At 73.7% G+C, this 18,751-nt stretch carries 15 protein-coding genes; 4 read left to right on the forward strand and 11 right to left on the reverse strand.

Going from position 1 to position 18,751, the window contains the following annotated elements; all coding sequences use genetic code 11:
• Positions 1-59: 59 nt before the first annotated feature.
• Complete coding sequence (locus BUE45_RS32515) at positions 60-233, reverse strand: hypothetical protein (protein WP_178378521.1); 174 nt, start codon at positions 231-233, stop codon at positions 60-62.
• A 241-nt stretch (positions 234-474) separates the two neighbouring features.
• On the opposite strand from BUE45_RS32515, the gene BUE45_RS13075 reads away from it, so the two are divergent.
• From BUE45_RS13075 to BUE45_RS13085, 3 genes are all read left to right on the forward strand, one after another.
• Positions 475-1,515, forward strand: coding sequence for a methyltransferase (locus BUE45_RS13075; RefSeq protein WP_084737201.1), 1,041 nt, complete (start codon positions 475-477; stop codon positions 1,513-1,515).
• Positions 1,512-2,024: a hypothetical protein gene (locus BUE45_RS13080; protein ID WP_073379446.1), complete on the forward strand. Its 513-nt coding sequence runs from the start codon at positions 1,512-1,514 to the stop codon at positions 2,022-2,024. The genes BUE45_RS13075 and BUE45_RS13080 overlap by 4 nt, the downstream gene beginning before the upstream one ends.
• A gap of 92 nt (positions 2,025-2,116) precedes the next feature.
• Positions 2,117-3,046, forward strand: a complete 930-nt coding sequence (locus BUE45_RS13085; protein ID WP_073379448.1) for an LLM class flavin-dependent oxidoreductase — start codon at positions 2,117-2,119, stop codon at positions 3,044-3,046.
• Positions 3,047-3,070: 24 nt separating this feature from the next.
• On the opposite strand, the gene BUE45_RS13090 is transcribed toward BUE45_RS13085, so the two are convergent.
• The 6 genes from BUE45_RS13090 to BUE45_RS13115 form a co-directional block, all read right to left on the reverse strand.
• Positions 3,071-3,856: a hypothetical protein gene (locus tag BUE45_RS13090; protein ID WP_084737203.1), complete on the reverse strand. Its 786-nt coding sequence runs from the start codon at positions 3,854-3,856 to the stop codon at positions 3,071-3,073.
• Positions 3,853-4,767: an ABC transporter ATP-binding protein gene (locus BUE45_RS13095; RefSeq protein ID WP_073379450.1), complete on the reverse strand. Its 915-nt coding sequence runs from the start codon at positions 4,765-4,767 to the stop codon at positions 3,853-3,855. Before BUE45_RS13095 ends, BUE45_RS13090 begins: the two co-directional genes overlap by 4 nt.
• A gap of 124 nt (positions 4,768-4,891) precedes the next feature.
• Positions 4,892-7,720 carry a type 2 lanthipeptide synthetase LanM gene (gene lanM / locus BUE45_RS13100; protein WP_073379452.1) on the reverse strand — a complete coding sequence of 943 codons (2,829 nt, stop codon included), beginning with the start codon at positions 7,718-7,720 and terminating at the stop codon, positions 4,892-4,894.
• 86 nt (positions 7,721-7,806) lie between these two features.
• The gene (locus BUE45_RS13105) at positions 7,807-8,022 is read right to left on the reverse strand and encodes a hypothetical protein (protein WP_073379454.1); all 216 of its coding nucleotides are present in this window, start codon (positions 8,020-8,022) and stop codon (positions 7,807-7,809) included.
• Between the two features lie 101 nt (positions 8,023-8,123).
• Positions 8,124-11,138: a type 2 lanthipeptide synthetase LanM gene (gene lanM, locus BUE45_RS13110; RefSeq protein WP_073379456.1), complete on the reverse strand. Its 3,015-nt coding sequence runs from the start codon at positions 11,136-11,138 to the stop codon at positions 8,124-8,126.
• Between the two features lie 199 nt (positions 11,139-11,337).
• A complete protein-coding gene (locus BUE45_RS13115) occupies positions 11,338-11,529 on the reverse strand; it encodes a plantaricin C family lantibiotic (RefSeq protein WP_073379458.1) in 192 nt (63 codons plus the stop codon).
• 283 nt (positions 11,530-11,812) lie between these two features.
• On the opposite strand from BUE45_RS13115, the gene BUE45_RS13120 reads away from it, so the two are divergent.
• Positions 11,813-11,992, forward strand: coding sequence for a hypothetical protein (locus BUE45_RS13120; RefSeq protein WP_073379460.1), 180 nt, complete (start codon positions 11,813-11,815; stop codon positions 11,990-11,992).
• Between the two features lie 96 nt (positions 11,993-12,088).
• Here BUE45_RS13120 and BUE45_RS13125 read toward each other — a convergent pair whose 3' ends face one another.
• The 4 genes from BUE45_RS13125 to BUE45_RS13140 form a co-directional block, all read right to left on the reverse strand.
• Positions 12,089-14,950 carry an AfsR/SARP family transcriptional regulator gene (locus tag BUE45_RS13125; protein ID WP_245833104.1) on the reverse strand — a complete coding sequence of 954 codons (2,862 nt, stop codon included), beginning with the start codon at positions 14,948-14,950 and terminating at the stop codon, positions 12,089-12,091.
• 876 nt (positions 14,951-15,826) lie between these two features.
• Complete coding sequence (locus BUE45_RS13130) at positions 15,827-16,627, reverse strand: ATP-binding cassette domain-containing protein (protein ID WP_073379462.1); 801 nt, start codon at positions 16,625-16,627, stop codon at positions 15,827-15,829.
• Positions 16,624-17,709 carry an ABC transporter permease gene (locus BUE45_RS13135; RefSeq protein WP_084737205.1) on the reverse strand — a complete coding sequence of 362 codons (1,086 nt, stop codon included), beginning with the start codon at positions 17,707-17,709 and terminating at the stop codon, positions 16,624-16,626. Before BUE45_RS13135 ends, BUE45_RS13130 begins: the two co-directional genes overlap by 4 nt.
• 2 nt (positions 17,710-17,711) lie before the next feature.
• Positions 17,712-18,692 (reverse strand): substrate-binding domain-containing protein, encoded by a 981-nt coding sequence (locus BUE45_RS13140; RefSeq protein ID WP_073379464.1) that lies wholly within the window; start codon positions 18,690-18,692, stop codon positions 17,712-17,714.
• Between the last annotated feature and the right edge of the window lie 59 nt (positions 18,693-18,751).

The following is an 18,751-nucleotide window of genomic DNA, read 5'->3' on the forward strand; positions in this document are numbered from 1 at the left end:
GCCCCGCCGGCCTTCGGGCGAGCGAAGGCCGGGGGGACCGCACCGCGGCTACGGCCGTCTCACCCGCAGCCCCCTCCGCAGCTGACCACGGTGAGCATGGTGACGACCGGCATCGTCGGCCCGCAGATGGTGATGTACGAAATGGTCGCGGGCGGGCGGTCGCCGCCCGCGGCGGACGCGAACAGATCCTGGTCCTCGATCTCTTCGAGAATCGCCGCATTCCTGTCGTTCATGGGTCGGCCTCGTTCCTCGGTCGGCGCTCCGGAGGAGGGGATCCCCTCCCCGGGAGATCCTTCCACCCGGTGGATTCGCATTCCATTGGACCTTGGGGAGGACCGGCGACGGGGATATCCGAATCCCCGACCTTTTCCCTCTGAGACCCTGCCGAATGCTTTTCGGATCAGCGCTTTTTCCGCCCCCGTCGGACACCGTTCCGGACGACCACATTCCCCGTTCCGAGAAAGAGCCTGAGAAATGTCCGTCCATTCCCCCTCCGAAGCGCAGGAGACCGCCCGCAGACTGTACGACATGGCGGGGATCCTGCTTCCCGCGGCGATCCGGGCGGCGGCCACCCTGTGCGTGGCCGACCGCATCGCCGAGGGCACCACCTCCGCGGCGGACCTCGCCGTCCGGGTCCGCGCCGACCCGGACGGCCTGACCCTGCTCCTGCGCTACCTGGCCTCGGCCGGCCTCTTCCACCGCTCGGACCACGACCGCTACACCCTCACCGCGCTCGGGGACGCCCTGCGCTCCGACAGCCCCGTGAGCGTGCGCGCCCTGCTCGACTCCGACGGCGTCCTGGGCCGCTCCGACCTGGGCACGGTCAACGTCCTGCACACGGTGCGCACCGGCCGCGCCTGCCACGAGAGCGTGTTCGGCACCGACTTCTGGTCCGACGTCCAGCACGACCCCGCCTACGCCGCGTCGTTCGACACCTTCCTCGGCAACGGCGTGGGATGGGACGCCGGGATCGTCATCGACTCCTACCCCTGGGACACCGTCGGCCACGTCACCGACGTCGGAGGCGGCGGCGGGTCCCTGCTCATCGAACTGCTCCACGCGCACCCCCACCTCAGGGGCCGCGTGGTCGACCTGCCCAACTCGGTCGACCTCGCCCGCGCAAGGCTGGTCCGGGCCGGTCTGGACGGCCGCGGCGAAGCCGTCGTGGGCAGCTTCTTCGACCGGGTCCCCGGCGGGTCCGACGTCTACCTGCTCTCGGCGGTCCTCGCGGACTGGACCGACGAGAGGGCCGTCCGCATCCTGCGCACGGTCGCCGGGGCCGCGGGCCCGAAGGCGCGCGTCCTCCTGGCCGAGGTCACCATGCCCCGGAGCGGAGCGGATTCCCACGACACCGCCTCCACGGCGAACGACCTGTACGTCGCCGCCACGGTCACCGTCCCCGCGCGCACGGACCGGCAGCTGATCGCCATCGCCGAGGCGGCCGGGCTGCGCCTGTCCCGGCGGGGACCGGGGTCCGCGGTCCGCTCCCTCCTGGAATTCACGGTGGCCCGATGACCTCTTCCGCGATCCCCGCACAGCACCCGCCTGCCCGGGCCGGGGCCTCCCCCGTGCCGCCCGACCGGATCGACGCCGTCGCGGAGATCCCGTCGCACCGGGGCCGTGTCGGCGCCGTCGTCGTGCCGGCGCCGCCGTCCTGCGCGGGCACCCTCGCCCTGCCCCTGGAAGAGGGAGGGGGCGGTCCAAGAACACGGCCCGCTCCCCCGAACGCCCCGGCCGTACGGTTCGACGGGGTCGACTACGCCTATGACGGCCGCCCCGCGCTGTCGGGGGTCGGCATCGAAGCGCCCCGGCGCGGGCCGACCGCCGTCGTGGGCCGCTCCGGCGCGGACAGGGCCGTCATCGTCGCGGAGCACCGGCCGCCCACCGTTCGCGAGGCCGACCACATCGTCGCCCTGGACCGGGGGAGGGTCGTCGGCCGGGGTTCGCACGAGGAGCCGGCCGCCGCCTCGCCCGCCTACCGGGCGCTCCCGGAGGGGCAGGGGGCGGCCCCGGCCGGGGCGTAGTGCGCCCGACCGCCCCGCCCCGCCCCGCTCTGCCCCGTCCCGTCCCGTCCCGCAGGACCCTGTCCGATCCCTGTCCGCAAGGAGTGGCCCCGGTGCGTGCATCCGTTCTCTTCCCCCTGTTCCCCGGCTCCGGGGACGACGCCCTGCCCTTCGCCGACCTGGTCGGGGAGGGGGCCGCCGAGCGGCTGTGGATGGGGACCTCGCTCCTCGCGGAGACACAGCAGTACATGGCCTTCCTGGCGGGCGCCGGGTACAGGATCCGGGTGGGGACGTCGGTGAACCTCACCCCCCTGCGGCATCCGTTCCAGGCCGCCCTGGAGGCCCGGTCCCTGGCCCTGCTCACCGGCCGGCCGGTGGTGGCCGGCTTCGGCGGCTCCCACCCCCGGTTCGTCGCCTCCATGCTGGGGAGGCCCTACGAGCGCCCGGCGAGCGCGGTGCGCGACTACGTCGCCGAGGTCCGGGCCGTCCTGGACGGCCGCGACGGCCTGCTCCCGCCGGTCGCGCACCCCGGGGTCGAGGTCGGCGTGGGGGTCCTGCGCCCGGGCATGGCCCGGGCCGCCGGAGCCGTGGCCGACGTGGCGATCACGTGGATGACGCCGCCCGGCTACATCGGGGACACCCTGGCCCCCGCGCTGCGGGAGGGGGCGGGCCGGGACCGGGAGCCGCCGCGGATCGCGACGGTGGTGCACGCCGCGGTGGACCGTCCCGGACGCGTCGCCGAGCGCCTCGCCTACCTGGCCGCCGCCAACCACCTCAGCCTGCCGCAGTACACCGACATGCTCCGGCGGGCCGGAACGGACGCCCACGCCGACGACCCCGTCGCGGGCGCCATGCGCCTGGTGGAGGACGGGGTGTTCCTGTTCGGCGCCCCCGACGAGATCGCGGCGGGACTGGGCGCGTACGCGCGGGCCGGCGTGGACGAGGTCGTCGTCAACACGATGGGGGTCCTCGCGTCGGAGGGCGTCGGGGCCGCGGCGAGGGACGCGGCCGAGATCCTCCGCGCCCTCGCCGGGGCGCGGTGAACGCGCCCCGTCCCGGTCCGGCCCTCAGGCCACCTCGTACCGCGAGAACCTCAGGCTCCCCAGCACGGAGAACACCAGGGCGTACACGGCGAGCACCAGGAATCCCGAGCCCTGTGACGCGACGGCGTTCCCGGTCATGGCGTTGTAGGCCGTCCCGCCCGCCGCGACGTCTCCGGCGATCCCCGGGAACACGAGCGTGAGCCACCGCGGGCCCACACCCGACAGGACCGTCCGCGCCATGGGTTCGACGAACTGGGTCAGCACGACGAGGCCCACGATCGCGACCAGCTGGTCGCGGACCAGCGCGCCGACCCCCACCCCGACCAGGCCCCACAGCGTGAGCACCACGACGGACCCCGCGATCGCGGTCAGGATGGCCGGCGAGGCGAGGTGGGTGTCCTGCCCGTGGAAGGAGAGGACGCCCACGACGACCAGGACGCACACGCCGACCGAGGAGACGCCGAAGACGAACGCCACGCACAGGCCGGCCAGGAGCTTGGCCCCGAAGACGGTGGGGCGGTGCGGTTCGGCGAGCAGGGTCTGGGAGATGGTGCGGTACCGGTACTCGTGGGTGATGACGAGGACCCCCACCGCGAGGGGGAAGACGTAGGCGATGGCCGGGGCGATGTTGTAGGCGATCACCGCGGACTCGGGGGTCGCGAGGTCGACCGGGCTCCGGGAGGTCAGGAAGGGGGACGAGGTGAGGAAGGCGGTGAAGGCCGCGCTGTACGCCACCATGCCCGCGAGCATCAGCCACCACATCCGGGTGGAGGTGATCTTCCTGAGCTCCGAGGTGAACTGGACGATCACCGGGCGTCCCCCTTCTCCGCCGCGCGGGTGAGGAGCACGAACATCTCCTCCAGTCCGCACGGTTCCCTCCGCGTTCCGTACACCGCTTCCCCCGCCTCCTCCAGGGCGGCGCGCACGCGGTCCGCCCCGGCCCCGGCCCACAGGCGGCCGTCGGGCAGGGGGCGGTGCTCCGTTCCCGCTTCCGCGAGTGCCGCGGCCACCTTCTCCCCGGCCCCCTGTTCGGGGGCGAGGACGCACTGGTCCGGATGCAGCAGCTCCTCCAGGGGGCCGGAGTGGACGAGTCGCCCGTGGTCGACGAGGACGACGTCGTCGATGGTCCGCTGCATCTCGCCGAGCAGGTGGCTGGAGAGCAGGACCGTCCCTCCCGACCCGGCGAACTCCTTGAGGAAGGTCCGCAGCCAGATGATGCCGTCCGGGTCGAGCCCGTTGGACGGCTCGTCGAGGACGAGCAGCTCGGGTTCCCCCAGCAGCGCCGCGGCCAGGGACAGGCGCTGCCTCATACCGGTGGAGTAGCCGCCCACCGGGCGGTCGGCCGCCCCCTCCAGGTCGACCAGGGACAGCAGCTCGCCGACACGCCGCTTCCCGGTTCCGGCCGGGCCGGCGTAGCAGAGGAGGTGCGCGCGGCCGGTCCGCCCCGGGACGAACGCGTTCCCGTCCAGCGACACCCCCGCCCTGCGCAGCGGTCCGCGGAGTTTCCCGTAGGGCTCCCCCAGCACGAGGGCGCTGCCCGCGGTCGGCCTGACGAGGCCGAGCAGCGCCCGCAGGGTGGTGGTCTTGCCGGCCCCGTTGGGGCCGAGGAAACCGGCGATCCGCCCCCGTCCCACGTCGAAGGACACGTCGTCGACGGCCCGGATGCCGCCGAAGTGTTTGGACAGCCCCCGTACCGCGATCACGGCCTGTTGGTGTGCCATACCGTTTCCTTCCTTGTTCTCGGTGGTGTCCGGCGCTCGCCCCCGAACGCCGGACACGGGTGTTGATGCGTCTCCCCGCGGTCCGCGCGAGACCGCGCGGGCCCGCGTACGGGTCGCGCGGGCGTCAGCGGCCCCCCAGGCACAGTGGGAGCTCGACGGACGGGTCGTCGGCCATCAGCCGGGTGAAGTGCCATCCGGACAGCCCGAAGAGGAACGAGGGAAGGTCCAGCGCGATCCCCACGCCACACGTCCAGGTACCGTCGCCGTGGCGTTCCAGGAACCGGGCGCCGAGCGCCTTCGCCTCCGTGCGGAGTTCGGGCCAGTCGAGCCGGTCCGCGAGCCAGCACAGCATGGCCACGCGTCCGGAGACCCCGTGGCAGAAGCTGATGTCGCGCCCCGGGTCGTCGCCCACCACCCGCTCCACCTCGGGCGCGATCGCGGCCCGGGTCTGCGCGGCCGAGTGGCCCAGGGCCCGCAGGAGTTTGGTCAGGCCGAAGGCCACGCCGGCGTACCCCTTGCACCAGCCGCCGCTCCCGGCGCGGTCCCGCAGGGCGTCGTCGCGCCACCGGTGGCGCAGGTAGGCCGAGGCGAAGCGCTCCAGGTGCGCGGCGGCCCGGCCCGAGGCGTCCTCCCCCTGCCGCACCATGGCGCTCATCGCGACGATCCGCCCGAAGCGGCCGTGGGCCAGCCCGAGCTCGCCGCCGTGCCCGGTCGGGGGGCCGTCGAGGTCGACGAGCCGCTCCAGGAGCCGGGCCGGTTCCAGTCCGGGGAGCACCGGATCGTCCGGGTCCTCGTACTCACCGCGGTAGGCGAGGTAGCCGCCGAGACCGTTGAGGTAGTCGAAGTCCTCCACCGACAGGCCGTCGGGGCCGGTCTCCCGGCGGTTCTCGAAAGCGGTCCGCGGCAGCGCCTCCCGCACTCCGACACCGAGCCGTTCGAGTTCCAGCCCCGTGACCCGCTGGGAGAGGTTCCCGGTGAAGGGGGACAGGGACAGCGGGGTCGGCGCGGCGGGAGAGGGCAGCGGTTTCTCGACGGCGGCCGCGTAGGCACCGCCCACGTCGATCCCCGTCCCGTTCCCCCCTTGCGCCCGTGCGGCCCCGGCGAGGTACAGCAGGAGGCCGCCCCCCTCGTGGAGGAGGGGGTTGACGGTGCCGAAGCGCAGCGCCGTCCCGTCCAGCACCGGCATGATCCAGGTCGGCCGCTCGGCCCCGCCCAGGGCGAGGTCGGCCAGCCGGGCGTGCCAGGGGCCCGGATCGGCCAATTCCGGCAGCAGCGTCCGGCCGTGCGGCGCCTCCTCCTCGAACGCGCCGTGCCGCTCCTCCCAGACGTCGTCGGGAGAGCAGGCCAGGGCGTAGCGGATGTAGGCGAGGTCGCGCTCGACGGGCCGGTCGAAGAACGCGCGGACGCGTGCGAGCGCGGACCGGCGGGGGGTGACCGCGACGGCGTCGGCGACGGTGGCGCCGGTGCCCGCCATGGCGCGTGAGTCGCACCCCACCTCGTAGAAGGGGATGTCCATGTCCAGGAGGGAGCGGACCTCCTCCTCGAACACGGCGTCGCGGCCGTCCTGGGCCACCCCCCGGTGGTGCCGGGGCAGCTTTTCGAACAGCCTCCTCCGGTCCCGCGCGTCGCGCAGGTAGGCGGGGTGGGTGGAGGCCTGGAGGAAACGCGAGTAGACGAAGGTCGGGCGCACGATCTGGCGGACGGACCAGTCGTCGACGCGGCTCAGGACCTCCTCGACCTCCCCGGCGCGCTCGCGGAGCCGGCCGTGCGCCTCCCGGAAGCCCGCGACGACCTCGTCGACCCACATCGCGGGGTCCACCCACCCGTCGTGCGCCGCCGCCACGTTCGGCCCAGGCTCCATGGTGACCGCCACCTTGTCGAACCTGATGTCGTCCGTGCCCTCGTCCACCACGACGAAGCTGTCCAGGCTGCGCGACCGCGACCGCCGGACGTTGCCGATGGCGGAGATGTCCATGTCCAGCACCATGCCCGGGTACCGGGCGGGGAAGAGGAGGGTGTTGAGGACCGACGCCTCGACGTCGTCGCCGACCGCGTGGCGGTTCTCCGGGTCCGGGCGGTTGGGGAGGGAGACCAGCGTCTCGGTATCGACGACGACGGGGCCGCGGGCGGTCGCGATCACGTTCTCGTAGTGCAGGTCGTTGGCGCCGATCAGGGAGAGCAGGGCGGCCGACCGCCCGAAGCGGCGGAAGTACTCTGCGGCGTCCCCGGGGCCGTCGAGGTGCGTGTGGCGGACGACCCCCTGCCATACGTACTCCGGCCGTACCAGCGCCTTCGGGAACAGGGGGCCGAAGAAGCCGCCGTCCCCGTCGACGGCGGAGCGCAGGGTGTCGACCAGTGCGTGGCAGCTCCGCCGCTGCGGCTTGTAGACGACCGACACCCCGTTGTCGAAGGTGACGAAGCACACGGTCCGCCCGCCGCGGTGGGAGTCCCCCAGTCCGGGGGAGACGGCCGCGACCCGGCCGCGCGCGCCGAACTCGCGCGCCAGTTCGGCGGCGTCGCGCCGCACCGCGTCGACGACCTCGCGCACGAGGTCCACCCGGCGCCGCGCCGCCAGGACCAGCAGGCGCTCCAGTTCGGGGAAGTCGTCGAACAGCTCCCGGCGGCCCGCGTCCGTGCGGACCCGGGCGTGGAAGTCGGCGTATCCGAGGCGGGGGCGCCCGCGGGAGTCCTCCTGCGACCGGAAGGCGGTGATCAGGGTGCGCGCGCCGATGGACTGGCACAGGTCCATGACCGAGCCCAGGACGGAGGCCGCCAGGCCCCGCGGGTCGACCGACCGCGCGTACCCGGGTCCCCGGTCCGGCTCCCATGCCCGCATGCGCTGTGCGCAGTCGAGGAGGAGGGGCCGGTAGAACCCACCGAAGAGGCCGCTCTTCTCCTCCACACGATCGCGGACCAGGCGGTGCAGGGTGTCGTCGTCCAGTCCTGTCCCCATGCGCGCTCTCCCCCGGTTCTTCCCTTGTTCGTCGACTGCGGGAGCGGGCGCCCCGCCACGCGGCCGGGGCGCCCTGGACGGCACCTTCAGCACCTGCTGGTGCAGACGGTGGTGGGGCACCCGTCCCCCCAGGCGGCGCTGATGGCGGTGACCGAGGCGACCGTCGCCGAGATGGCGCACGGGACGGAGGTGGCGATGGGCATCATGTCCTCGCCGACCGACCCCCCGGGCGTCTCGGTGATCGCCTCCAGCTCCTCTTCGGAGATGAAGCCGGTACTGGCGTCCAGGAGCATCGTGGTCATGAGGTCTTCCCTTCTTCTGGGTGGTCGGCCCCCGGGACCGGGGGCCGTGGCGGTCCCGCGGGCGGACGTGCCGCCCGCGGGACCCGCTCGGGGACCGCGGCCTAGGAGAGCCGCAGCACGGAGGGGTAGGTCCGGGGGTCCAGGTGGCGGAGAAGGGACCAGGCGATGCCGGCCTGGCCCAGCATCAGGCTGTTGCTGAAGGCGTACTTGCCGGCCGCCCTGGTGTCGTAGCGTTCGAGCACCTCGGTGAACAGCCGGGGGTAGAGGTCGGCGGTCACCTCCTCGCCGACGAGGCCGGGGACCGTCCGCTCCGCCAGCAGGACCGCCTCCGCGGTGCCCAGGTCCCCGTGGCAGTACGTGGTGTTGTTGCCGAAACCGCGTTCGAGGGTGAGCTCCGCCAGGCGCGCGAGCCGGTCCCGGGGGAAGGCGTCGGGCACGTGCCGCACCGCGGACACGGCCCCCATGAGCAGTCCCGGAGCCCCGTGGCACCAGCCGTAGGCGCGGTTCGCCTCCTCCCCGCTCCATTCGCGGGGCCAGTCCCGGTCGGTCTCGTCGTAGGCGTCCGCGACGGCGCGCATGGCCCGGACCCCCAGGTCCCGGATGCCCTCGTCCCCGAAGACGGTCCCGTACTCGATCAGCCAGGGGGCGACCCCGGCCGCGCCGTGCGCGTAGCCGAGGTACTCGGTCGCCCGCGCGGTCGCGGTGTCCACCCCGAACGCCTCCGGCCCGAGCGCGACGATGCTCGCCGCCGCGGCGGCCGTGCGCTTGCGGTCGTCCTCGTTCACGGAGTACCGGTGCAGGGCCATACAGGCGGCCAGGGCACCGGTCGTACCGGACAGGAAGTCGGTGGCGCCCCCGGGGCCGGCCGCCTTCACGATCAGGTCGGCCCGCTCCCCCGGGGTCATCGCGCCGGGGGTGCCCAGCAGGCGCCGGGCGGTGTCCAGGCAGTAGAGGGTTCCGCTCAGCCCGCTCATGCCGCCGACCGAGGCGCGCAGCTCCGCCAGCGTCCCGTCCTTGAGCCGCGCTTCCAGGGGGTCGATGACCTTCAGGGCGGCGTTCCGGTACCGGGTGTCCCCGGTCTCGCGGGCCAGGCCGGCCAGGACGAGGGCGATTCCGGGTGTTCCGCTGTACAGGTCGAACGCGAGGACCCCGGGGCTCCACTGGTTCTCCTCCGCTCCCATCACCACGGGGGCGATCCAGGTCGCGGGGTGGCTGCCGTCCTTTCCGACGATCATGCCGTCGACGAGGGCGTCGCCGATACGGACGGCCTCGGCGAGGAACCGGTTCCGGCCGGGCTTGGGGTCCTGCCCCCTGCGGGCGCCCCGCGGGGTGAACCCGGTGGTCTCCCACTCCCGGGGGAGCTTGTCGACGAAGGTGAAGTCGACCAGCGTGAGCTGCCGTTCCACCTCCGCCGTGTCGAGGCCGGCGAGCCGGGCCAGGGTGGACTCCAGCCCGGACTCGGCGAAGGCCTCCCGGAGCACCGTCCGGTCCACGGCCTCCAGGTCCCGGGAGTCCGCCGTGTAGGTGAAGTAGGGGACGTCCCCCCGGAGCAGCTGCCGCGTCTCGTCGTCGCCGACCTCGGCGGCGGTGTCCGGGCGCAGGGCGGTGCGGTGCAGCACCGCCGTCCTGACCAGCCGGTCGCGCAGGGCGTCCGGGTGGGTCGCCATGCGCAGCAGCTGCATGTAGAAGAGCGTGGCGTTGTTCAGGAACCGGAACCGCGCCCCGCCCAGGAAGCGGCCGATGGCGCCGGCGACCTCCTGCCGGTGGTCGCGGGCGTGGAGCAGGACCCGGCGCAGCTCGCGTTTGAGGATGTCGCGCTGCTCGGTGACCGGCAGGGGGGCGTTCTGCGACACCGACGGGTTCGCGTTGGCCTCCGAGGCGACGGCCGAGGCCAGTTCCGCGAACATGTCGTCGCGGCCGGGGTTGCGGAACCGGATGTTCCGGTAGGGGCTCTGCTGGCCCTGCGCGTACCCGATGACCCCCACGTCGATCCCGGTGTCGGCCCCGTTGGGCTTCATGACCAGGGGCAGGACTCCGATGGTCACGACCGAGTCCTTGAGCGTGCGGACGGCGTGCCGCCACGCGGACCCCTCCCCCTCCGCGGGTTCCTCGGCCATCCGGGGGGTCAGCAGTGTCTCGGTGTCGACGACCACCGGGCCGCGGTCGCTCGTCACCACGTTCTCGTAGTGGATGTCGACCGCTTTGAGGAGGTAGAGGATGCCCGTGAGCCGGCCGATCCGGGCGAAGTACTCCTCCGTGCCGGAGTCCCAGGTCCCCGTGCTCACGTACTCGACGAAGCCCTCGTCCCCGCAGGGGAGCACGGCGAGGGTGCGCAGGTCGGTCCCCAGCCGCTCGTTCATCCAGCCCACGAACCCGTGGTAGCCCGCCTCGGCCTCCATGGGCCTGGGCTTGTGGACGACCTGCCCGCCGTCGTCGAAGACGACGCGCGCGACCGTCCGTCCGCCGTTGTGCGTGTCCCCCTGGCCCAGGGCCACGGTCGTGATCCTGCTCCCGGGGACCACCCCGGGGATCCGCTCGTCCAGCAGGCCGCGGTTGCGCTCCACCTCGGAGAGCACGTGCAGGAGGTGGGACGCGGCCGTGCGCACCTGCTCGCGCGCGGTACGGAAGAGGTGGGGGTTCTCGGCCAGGAGCGCCCCGTGGCCCTGCGCGCTGTTGGTCCACCGGCGAAAACTCGCGTACCGCTCCTGCGGGTCGTCCCCCTCCAGCTCCCCCCGGGCCCTGCGCTCGTACAGCACCTCCAGGAGGGTGCGGGTCATGAGCCAGGCGACCCGCCCCGACTGGGTCGCGACGAAGTCGGCGAAGACGGAGCCGTCCGCGGCCACCTGCGGGGACGCGGACACCTTCGCCTCGACCCCCTCGGTCCACGCCAGGACGTGGTGGCGGAAGTAGTCCTCCATCTGGCCCTTGGCGTCCAGGGCCGGGTCGTAGGCGGCGGGGGCGGGGAAGTCGCGCGGGTCCGGGTCGCCGGCGGTGTCGGGGGCCGAGAGGTCGCGCAGGAGCTTGCCGTGCAGCCGGTCCCGGGTCTCCTCGGAATCGAGTTCCGGAAGATAGGTGTCCAGGGCACGGGATATGTCATCCGGTGTCACTTCGAACATAGAAAGACTCCAAGGAACGCGGGCCGGGCACCGCGCGGAACGAGACCACGAAAAGATCCGACGACCGAACGAGAAGAAGGGGAGAGCACTTTCCGTTCTCCGTTTTTTCCGGCAGGGGCATGGAGGACACCGTGCTCTTTCTCCGATGCCCCCGCCCGGCGGTGAGGACGGCGGACGGATCCGTACCGTCTTCGCCCGGCTAGCAGCTGCCCTGGCACTCCACGGACAGCGTGCAGGCCCACCCGGGGTTGCCGATGGCCCAACTGGCCAGGCAGCTGGGGCAGAGGCTCGCGATGCTGATGCTGTTGGGATCGGCGTCGGATCCCGCGCCGACGGCGTCCAGTCCCTGTTCGGAGATCTCTTCGAGGATGCTGACGTTCTTATTGGTCATGTCGTTCTCACCACACCGTGTCTCGTTACCGGAAAAGGCATCGCCTCTCGGACACGCATCATCCTGGCACCGCGGTGATCGGGCCGGTATTGGCCTTTGGGGAGGGTGGGGGCCACTGATCGGACCGAAGGCGCGGCCTCTCCCCAAAGTCCAATGGAAAGCGGTGCCGCGGGGTGGCAGGGTGGCCGGTCAGGAACGCCTTCCGGCTCCCGGACAACGGCAGCGGGACCAGGCGCCCGCGCACCCGGCCCGGACGCGGGGAACCCGAAGAGAGCGGATCATCATGCGTGATAGGAACGTCGGCATCCTCGAAGAGATCAACGAGCAGTCCCTGGACGCGACGGCGGCCGCGGCGGACGAACCCGTGGTGACCCAGCAGATCTTCTGCGCCCCGTCCTTCGTCACGTGCCCGCAGATCTCCATCCTGTGGTGCCCGCCCGGCTGGCCCGACGCCGGCGTGTGAGCGGGGCCGCCCCACCGGCCCCTCGCGCGTGCGGCGCCGGCGGCGCCGCACGCGCCGTGCGGTGCGACCGCCCCGGCCCCCGCGGGCCGGACACGGTCACACCGCGCGGCGCGCCACCACCGGGATGTCGTCGAGGACGCCCTTGACCTGGGACACCCCCTCCTGGTCCCCCAGGTGCTCCCACAGCTCCAGCGAGCGTTCCAGGAACTCCCGCGCCGAGTCCGTTTCCCCCAGGGCGATGTGGGCCCGTCCCAGCCCGAACCCGAGCAGCGCCTCGCCCACGGGGTCGCCGGGGTCGGCGATCAGTTCGAGCGCCTCGTGGAAGCGGTCCCTGGCGTCGGAGTACGCACCGCTCGCCAGGTCCACCCCGGCGATCTGGTGCAGGACCTGGGAGCACGCCCGGGGGTCGCCGGACATCTCCGCGCTCGCCAGTGCGCGTACCAGGTGGGCCCGCCCGTCCTCGTACTCCCCGCGGTCCGCGGACATCCGGCCCAGCAGCACCAGGGAGCGCCACACGGCGCTCGCCCGCCCCTCGGACGTGAAACCGGCCAGCGCCGTCTCGCACAGCTCCCGGGCCGCCTCCGTGTCGCCGCGCCAGTAGGCGAGCTCGGCCATCCACTCCCGGCACAGCGCCGCGCCGAACCCCTCCCCGACCTCGGAGAACCCCGCGAGCGCCCGGGCCAGCCCCCGTTCGGCGCCGTGGATCTCCCCGCGGTTGATCATCAGCGAGGCGGACGAGAAGTCCATCGCCGCGATCCCCCGGACGTTGCCCGAGGCGCGGACGGCCTCCGTCGCGGACTCCAGCGCCTCGGCGAAGTCGTCGAAGAAGCCGCGCCTCTCGGCGTACACGCAGAACTGGGAGACCAGCTCCCAGCACTCCTCGTCCAGGCCGGCCCGCGCCGCCTGCCGGATGACGGCCAGGATGTTGACCCGTTCGCGCTCCATCCACTGGTGCGGGTCGGTGAGCAGGCGCTCGACGTAGTCCGGGGGCGGCGACCAGCGGGCACCGCTCCCCACGGCGCGCAGGAGGTTGACGCCGAAGACCCTCCTGTTCGCCTCCTCCGTCAGGAAGAGCCAGCCCCCGGCCCACCGGCGCACCTGCTCCGTCCCGGCGGAGGGGTCCTGCTCCCCCTTCTCCCTCGCGTACTCGCGTACCAGGTCGTGGAAGCGGTAGACCGGCCCTCCGGCGCCGTCGACACCGACGGCGCCGAGCAGGTGCGTGTCCACCAGCGTCTCCACCAGGTCGGCCGGGGCCGTGCCCCGGTCGTCCAGCAGCGCTCCCGCCGCCCACACCGGGATGACCGGCGCCTCCACGAGGCCGAGCAGGCCGAACAGCCGTGCGCCGGCCCCGTCCAGCGCCTGGTGGCTGAGGGACAGGCTGGTCCGGACCTTCATGTCGCCGTGGACCAGTTCGTCGAGCCGGCGGCGTTCGTCGGACAGCCTCTCGACGATCGTCGGCAGTGTCCAGTGCGGTTTGGCCGCCAGCCTGGCCGCCACGATCCGCAGCGCCAGCGGCAGCCGGCCGACCATCCCCACCAGGCGGCGCGCGGCCCCGGGGTCGGCCTCCACCCGGGCGGCGCCGACCACCCGGCGCAGGAGAGCGACCGCGTGGTCCTCCGCCAGGGGGTCCAGGTCGAAGCGGCGGGCGCCCGGGATGCCCGTCAGCCGGGCCCGTGAGGTGACCAGGACCCCGCAGGTGCCGCCGCCGGGGATCAGCGGTGCCACCTGCGCCTCGGAGGAGGCGTCGTCCAGGACGACCAGGACGCGCCGGGAGGCCAGGAGGCCGCGGTACATCACGGCGCGTTCGTCCAGGTCGTCCGGGATGGCCTGGCCGGGTACGCCGAGGGCGCGCAGGAAGCGTCCCAGCACCTGCGACGGCGACAGCGGCGACCCGCCCGTCCCCCTCAGGTCGCAGTAGAGCTGGCCGTCCGGGAAGTACTCCCGCGCCAGCCGGTAGGCGACGTGCACGGCCGCCGCGCTCTTGCCGATGCCGGGCGGTCCCAGGATCACCGCGACGCCGGAGGACCCCCCGGCGCGGACCAGGGCCTGGGCCACGGCCGCCTCGGTGTCCTCGCGCCCGATGAAGTCCGGGGTCGGGCCGGGCAGCTGGAACAGCAGGCGCTGGTCGATCGGCGGCGGCTCCTCCCGCGGGGCGGCCGGGGCGGCGCGCTCGCGCGGTTCCAGGGCCGGGTCCTGGGCGAGGACGGCCCTCTCCAGGGTGCGCAGTTCCTCTCCGGGTTCCAGGCCGAGCGCCTCGACGAGCCGGGCCCGGAAGGCCCGGTAGACCTCCAGTGCCTCCCCCTTCCTCCCCGACCGGTAGAGCGCGAGCATCAGGTGGGCGCACAGCCGCTCCCGCAGGGGGTTCTCCTCCAGGAGCGCCGGGATCTCCGTCACCAGGCGGGCGTGCCTGCCGAGTTCGAGGTCGAGTGCCAGGCGCCGCTCCAGGGCGTCGGTCCTCTCCGCGCCGATCCGCGCGGCCCGCGTCCTCATGGCGTCGGTGTCGATTCCGTCGAGCGCCGGACCGCGCCAGAGGTCGTCCGCCTCGCGCAGCAGGTCGGAGGCCTCCTCCGTGCGCCCCGCCTTCTCCGCCGCTCCCGCCCGGCGCACCCGGACGCGGAACAGGTAGAGGTCGACCGTCTCCGGGTCGGCGCGGAGGAGGTAGCCGGAGGAGCGGGTGTCGATCACGGCGCGGAGGGGGCCCAGCCGGCGGCGCAGGCGGGAGATGCAGATCTGCACCTGGGTGCGGGCGGTCTCGGGCGGGTCGTGCGACCAGAGCGTGTCCATCAGCGCCTCGATGGAGACCACGCGGTTGAGATCCAGCAGCAGTGCCGTCAGAACCGTCTGCTGGCGTCCCAGCGGCACGTGGACGAGGCCGTCGGCACCGCCCACCTCCAGGGTCCCCAGCAGCCGGAAGCGAATTCCCGAGACGTCACTCCCGGCTGTTCTCTCACTGCTCATTGCGACCTGTCGATTCTGTTTCCGTGTTCGGCCGGACACACGCTTCGCACCGTCGGTCGGCTCCCGCGCAGGACCGCGGAGAAAAGGATGACGGACCCGGGCGGCTCCGGAAAGCGGAATAAGGGGGAAGGGCGATGAGAATCGGTCGTCCGGGGCGGCGCGGTTGCGGGGAGGGCGCCGTTCCGGCCGCTCGGAGCGGGCCGCGCCGCGGGGACCGCCCCGTGCACCCCCCGTCCGCCGGCCGGGGCGCCGCGCCCGGCCGGCCGGCCTCCGGGGCCGGCCACGGCGGGCCCGGCCGGAGGGGGCCCACCGCGGGCGGAGGCGGTCGCACCGTCGCGCGCGGACGGGCTCCGGCGGGGTCGCGGGCGTCCGTCACCGGGCGGGTCCCGCGGCTCAGGCGCCGGTCTCGTCGGCGGGCCAGGGCCGGGCGGCGCCGGTGGGGGCGGGGCGGGCGGGGCGGCTGCTCATCTTCGATACTTTCCAAGGCGCGCGGGAGGGGGCGGGCCCGGCGGGAGCGGAGCCGGGGGTCACGCGGGAAGGGCGGGCGGTCGCTGTGACGGGCGGACCCCGACCGGGTTTCGGGCGTTCGCGGCGGAAGGGCCGCGTCCGGCGCCGATCATCGGCGCCGTTTCGCCCCACCGGATTTCACGATCGCCTTTTCCGGTCGATACGGGACATGAAGGTAACACGTTTTCCGACGAGCGCCACGGAATTCCCCCCGGGGTGGCCGCACGGGGTGCGGCGGCCCGTTCCGCACGGCCGGGAACGGGCCGCCGCGGGCCCGGGGGCACGCGCCGGCGCGCGGGGGCGCCGCGCGCCGCTCCGCGTCCGGGCGCGGCCCCGGGCCGGACCCCGGGCGCGGACCGGCCGCCCCGGCTATCCCGGGGCGGCGGGGCCGGCGCCGCGTTCGAGCTCGTGCCGCAGGTCCTCCAGCTCGGCGCCGCCCGACATCTGGCGCACCAGGTCCTCGGGCTCCACCTCGGCGCGGGGCGCGTCCAGCTCGACCTCTCCCAGCTTGAGCACCACGAAGTGGTCCCCGACCAGGTGGGCGTGGTGGGGGTTGTGGGTGATGAACACGACCCCGAGCCCGGCCTCGCGGGCGGCGGCGATGTACTTGAGCACCACCCCCGACTGCTTGACGCCCAGCGCGGCGGTGGGCTCGTCCAGGATCAGCACCCGCGCGCCGAAGTGCACCGCGCGGGCGATCGCCACCACCTGGCGCTGGCCGCCGGACAGCCGCCCCACGGGCGCGTCGATGTCGGGCAGGTCGATACCCATCCGGCGCAGTTCGGCGTCGGCGGTGCGGCGCATCCCCGCCGCGTCCAGCATCGAGAACGGCCCCCACCGGCGCAGCCGCTCCTCGCCCAGGAAGAAGTTGCGCCACACCGGCATCAGCGGTGCCATCGCCAGGTCCTGGTGGACGGTGGCGATGCCCAGGTTCCGGGCCTGGCGCGGGGAGGACAGGGAGACCGGGCGCCCGTCCACCCGGTAGACCCCGGTGGTGGGCGGGTGCAGTCCGGCGATGACCTTGATCAGCGTGGACTTGCCCGCGCCGTTGTCGCCGAGGACGCAGGTCACCTCGCCGGCCCGCACCGCCAGGTCGACCCCGGTGAGCGCACGGACGGTGCCGAAGGCCTTGCCGACCCCGGACAGTTCCAGCAGCGGCGTGTCGGTCACGGCCCGCCCACCCCCTTGTCGGCCTGGGCGCGGAACCACCCGTTGACGACGACGGCGGCCAGCAGCATGGCGCCGACGAAGAACATCACCAGGTAGTTGTCCCAGCCCGCGTACACGATGCCCTGCCGGGTCATCCCGTAGATGAGCGCTCCCACCGCGGCCCCCACCACCGTGCCGTAGCCGCCGGTGAGCAGGCAGCCGCCGACCACGGCGGCCATGATGTACAGCAGCTCGTTGCCGATGCCCTCCCCGGACTGCACGGTGTTGAACGCGAAGAGCAGGTGCATGCCGGAGAACCAGGCGAAGAACCCGACCGTCATGAACAGCCCGATCTTCACCCCCGCCACCGGCACGCCCATCGCCCGGGCCGCCTCGGCGTCCCCGCCCGCCGCCTGGACCCAGTTGCCGACCCGGGTGCGCAGCAGCACCCAGGTGGCCAGGGCGGTGAACAGCACCCACCACACCACGGTGACGCGCAGGTTCAGCCCGCCCACCGCGAAGGAGGACGCGAACACCGCCCGGGCCGACTCGAACCCGTCCATGTCGGAGATGTTGCGGGTGGACACCCCGTCGACGACCAGGCGGGTGACGGCGACGTTGAGCCCCTGGAGCATCAGGAACACCGCCAGTGTCACCAGGAAGCTGGGCAGCCGGGTGCGCACCAGGATCCACCCGTTGAGGAACCCGATGCCCAGCGACACCGCCAGCGCGATCGCCACGCCCGCCCACACGTTGAGCCCGAACCACCAGGCGGTCATGGACGCGGTGAGCGCCGAGGAGATCACCGCGACCCCGGCCGACAGGTCGAACTCGCCGCCGATCATCAGCAGCGCCACGCCGACCGCCATGATGCCGATGGTCGACCCGGCGTACAGGACGGTGCCCAGGGCCGAGGCGGTGCGGAACGGTTCGGCGACGGCGAAGAACACCGCGAACACCACCACCGCACCCAGCACCGACCCCAGTTCGGGGCGGGTGGCCAGACGGCGCAGCGGCGGCCTGCGGCGCGGCCCCGCCGCCCGCTCCCCGCGCGGCCCTTCTCCGGCCGGTTCCGGCGCCCGGAGCGCCTGCGTGCCCTCCACGGCTACCGGGTCCCCCTCTCGGCGTACTCGGCCACCTGGTCGATGTTGCCCTCGTCGATGAACGCCGGACCGGTGAGGACGGCCTCTCCGCCGCCGATGGTGTTGCCGTTGGTGTTGTACAGCCACAGGGAGTCGACCGCCAGGTACCCCTGGAGGTAGGGCTGCTGGTCGACGGCCCAGGCGACGTCTCCGGCGCGGATCAGCTCGACGAGTTCGGCGTTGGTGTCGAAGGTGGACACGACGGCCTCCGAGCCGGCGTCGGCGACGGCGTCCACGGCGGTGACGGCGATGGGGGCGCCCAGGGCCGCCACGTGGTCGATGTCGGCGGACTCCTCCAGGCGGGAGGAGATGGTGGAGCGCACCTCGGGCATGTTGGCGCTGTCGACGTAGAGGATGTCGGACTCGCCGCCGAAGCCCTCGGCCAGGCCCTCGCAGCGGGCCTCCAGCGAGACGTTGCCCTGCTCGTGGATGACGCAGACGACGTTCTGGGCGCCCTCCTCGGCCAGGCGCTCGCCGAAGGCCTCCCCGGCCAGGTGCTCGTCGGTGCCGAAGTACTGCTGGACGCCCATGTCCTGCCACTGGTCCATGCCGGCGTTGAGAGCGACCACGGGGATGCCCGCCTCGGTGGCGGCGTCCACCGCCCCGGCCATGGCGTCGGGCGAGGAGAGGGTGAGGGCGATGCCGTCGACGCCGCGGTCGACGGCGTTCTGCACGAGGTTGGCCTGCTCGGAGGCCTCGGGGTCGGCGGCGTACTCCAGCGTGGCGCCGCTCTTGTCGGCGGCGGCCTCGGCACCGGTGCGGACGATGTCCCAGAAGGTGTCGCCCTGGACCTGGTGGGTGATCATGGCGATGGTCAGCTCGGGGGCGTCGGCGCCGTCCGCGGCGGGTTCGGAGCGTCCCCCCTGGGAGCTGCACGCGGTGGCGGCGAGCAGGAGCGCCGCGGCGGCCAGGGCCGGCGCGGTGCGAGGGTTCGGGCGTGGCATGGGTCGTGTTCTTTCTCGGTCAGGGGATGTCGGTGGTGTGCCCGCCCCCGGTCGCGGAC

Origin of the sequence: Nocardiopsis flavescens (genome assembly GCF_900141985.1) — a bacterium.
Classification (GTDB): domain Bacteria; phylum Actinomycetota; class Actinomycetes; order Streptosporangiales; family Streptosporangiaceae; genus Nocardiopsis; species Nocardiopsis flavescens.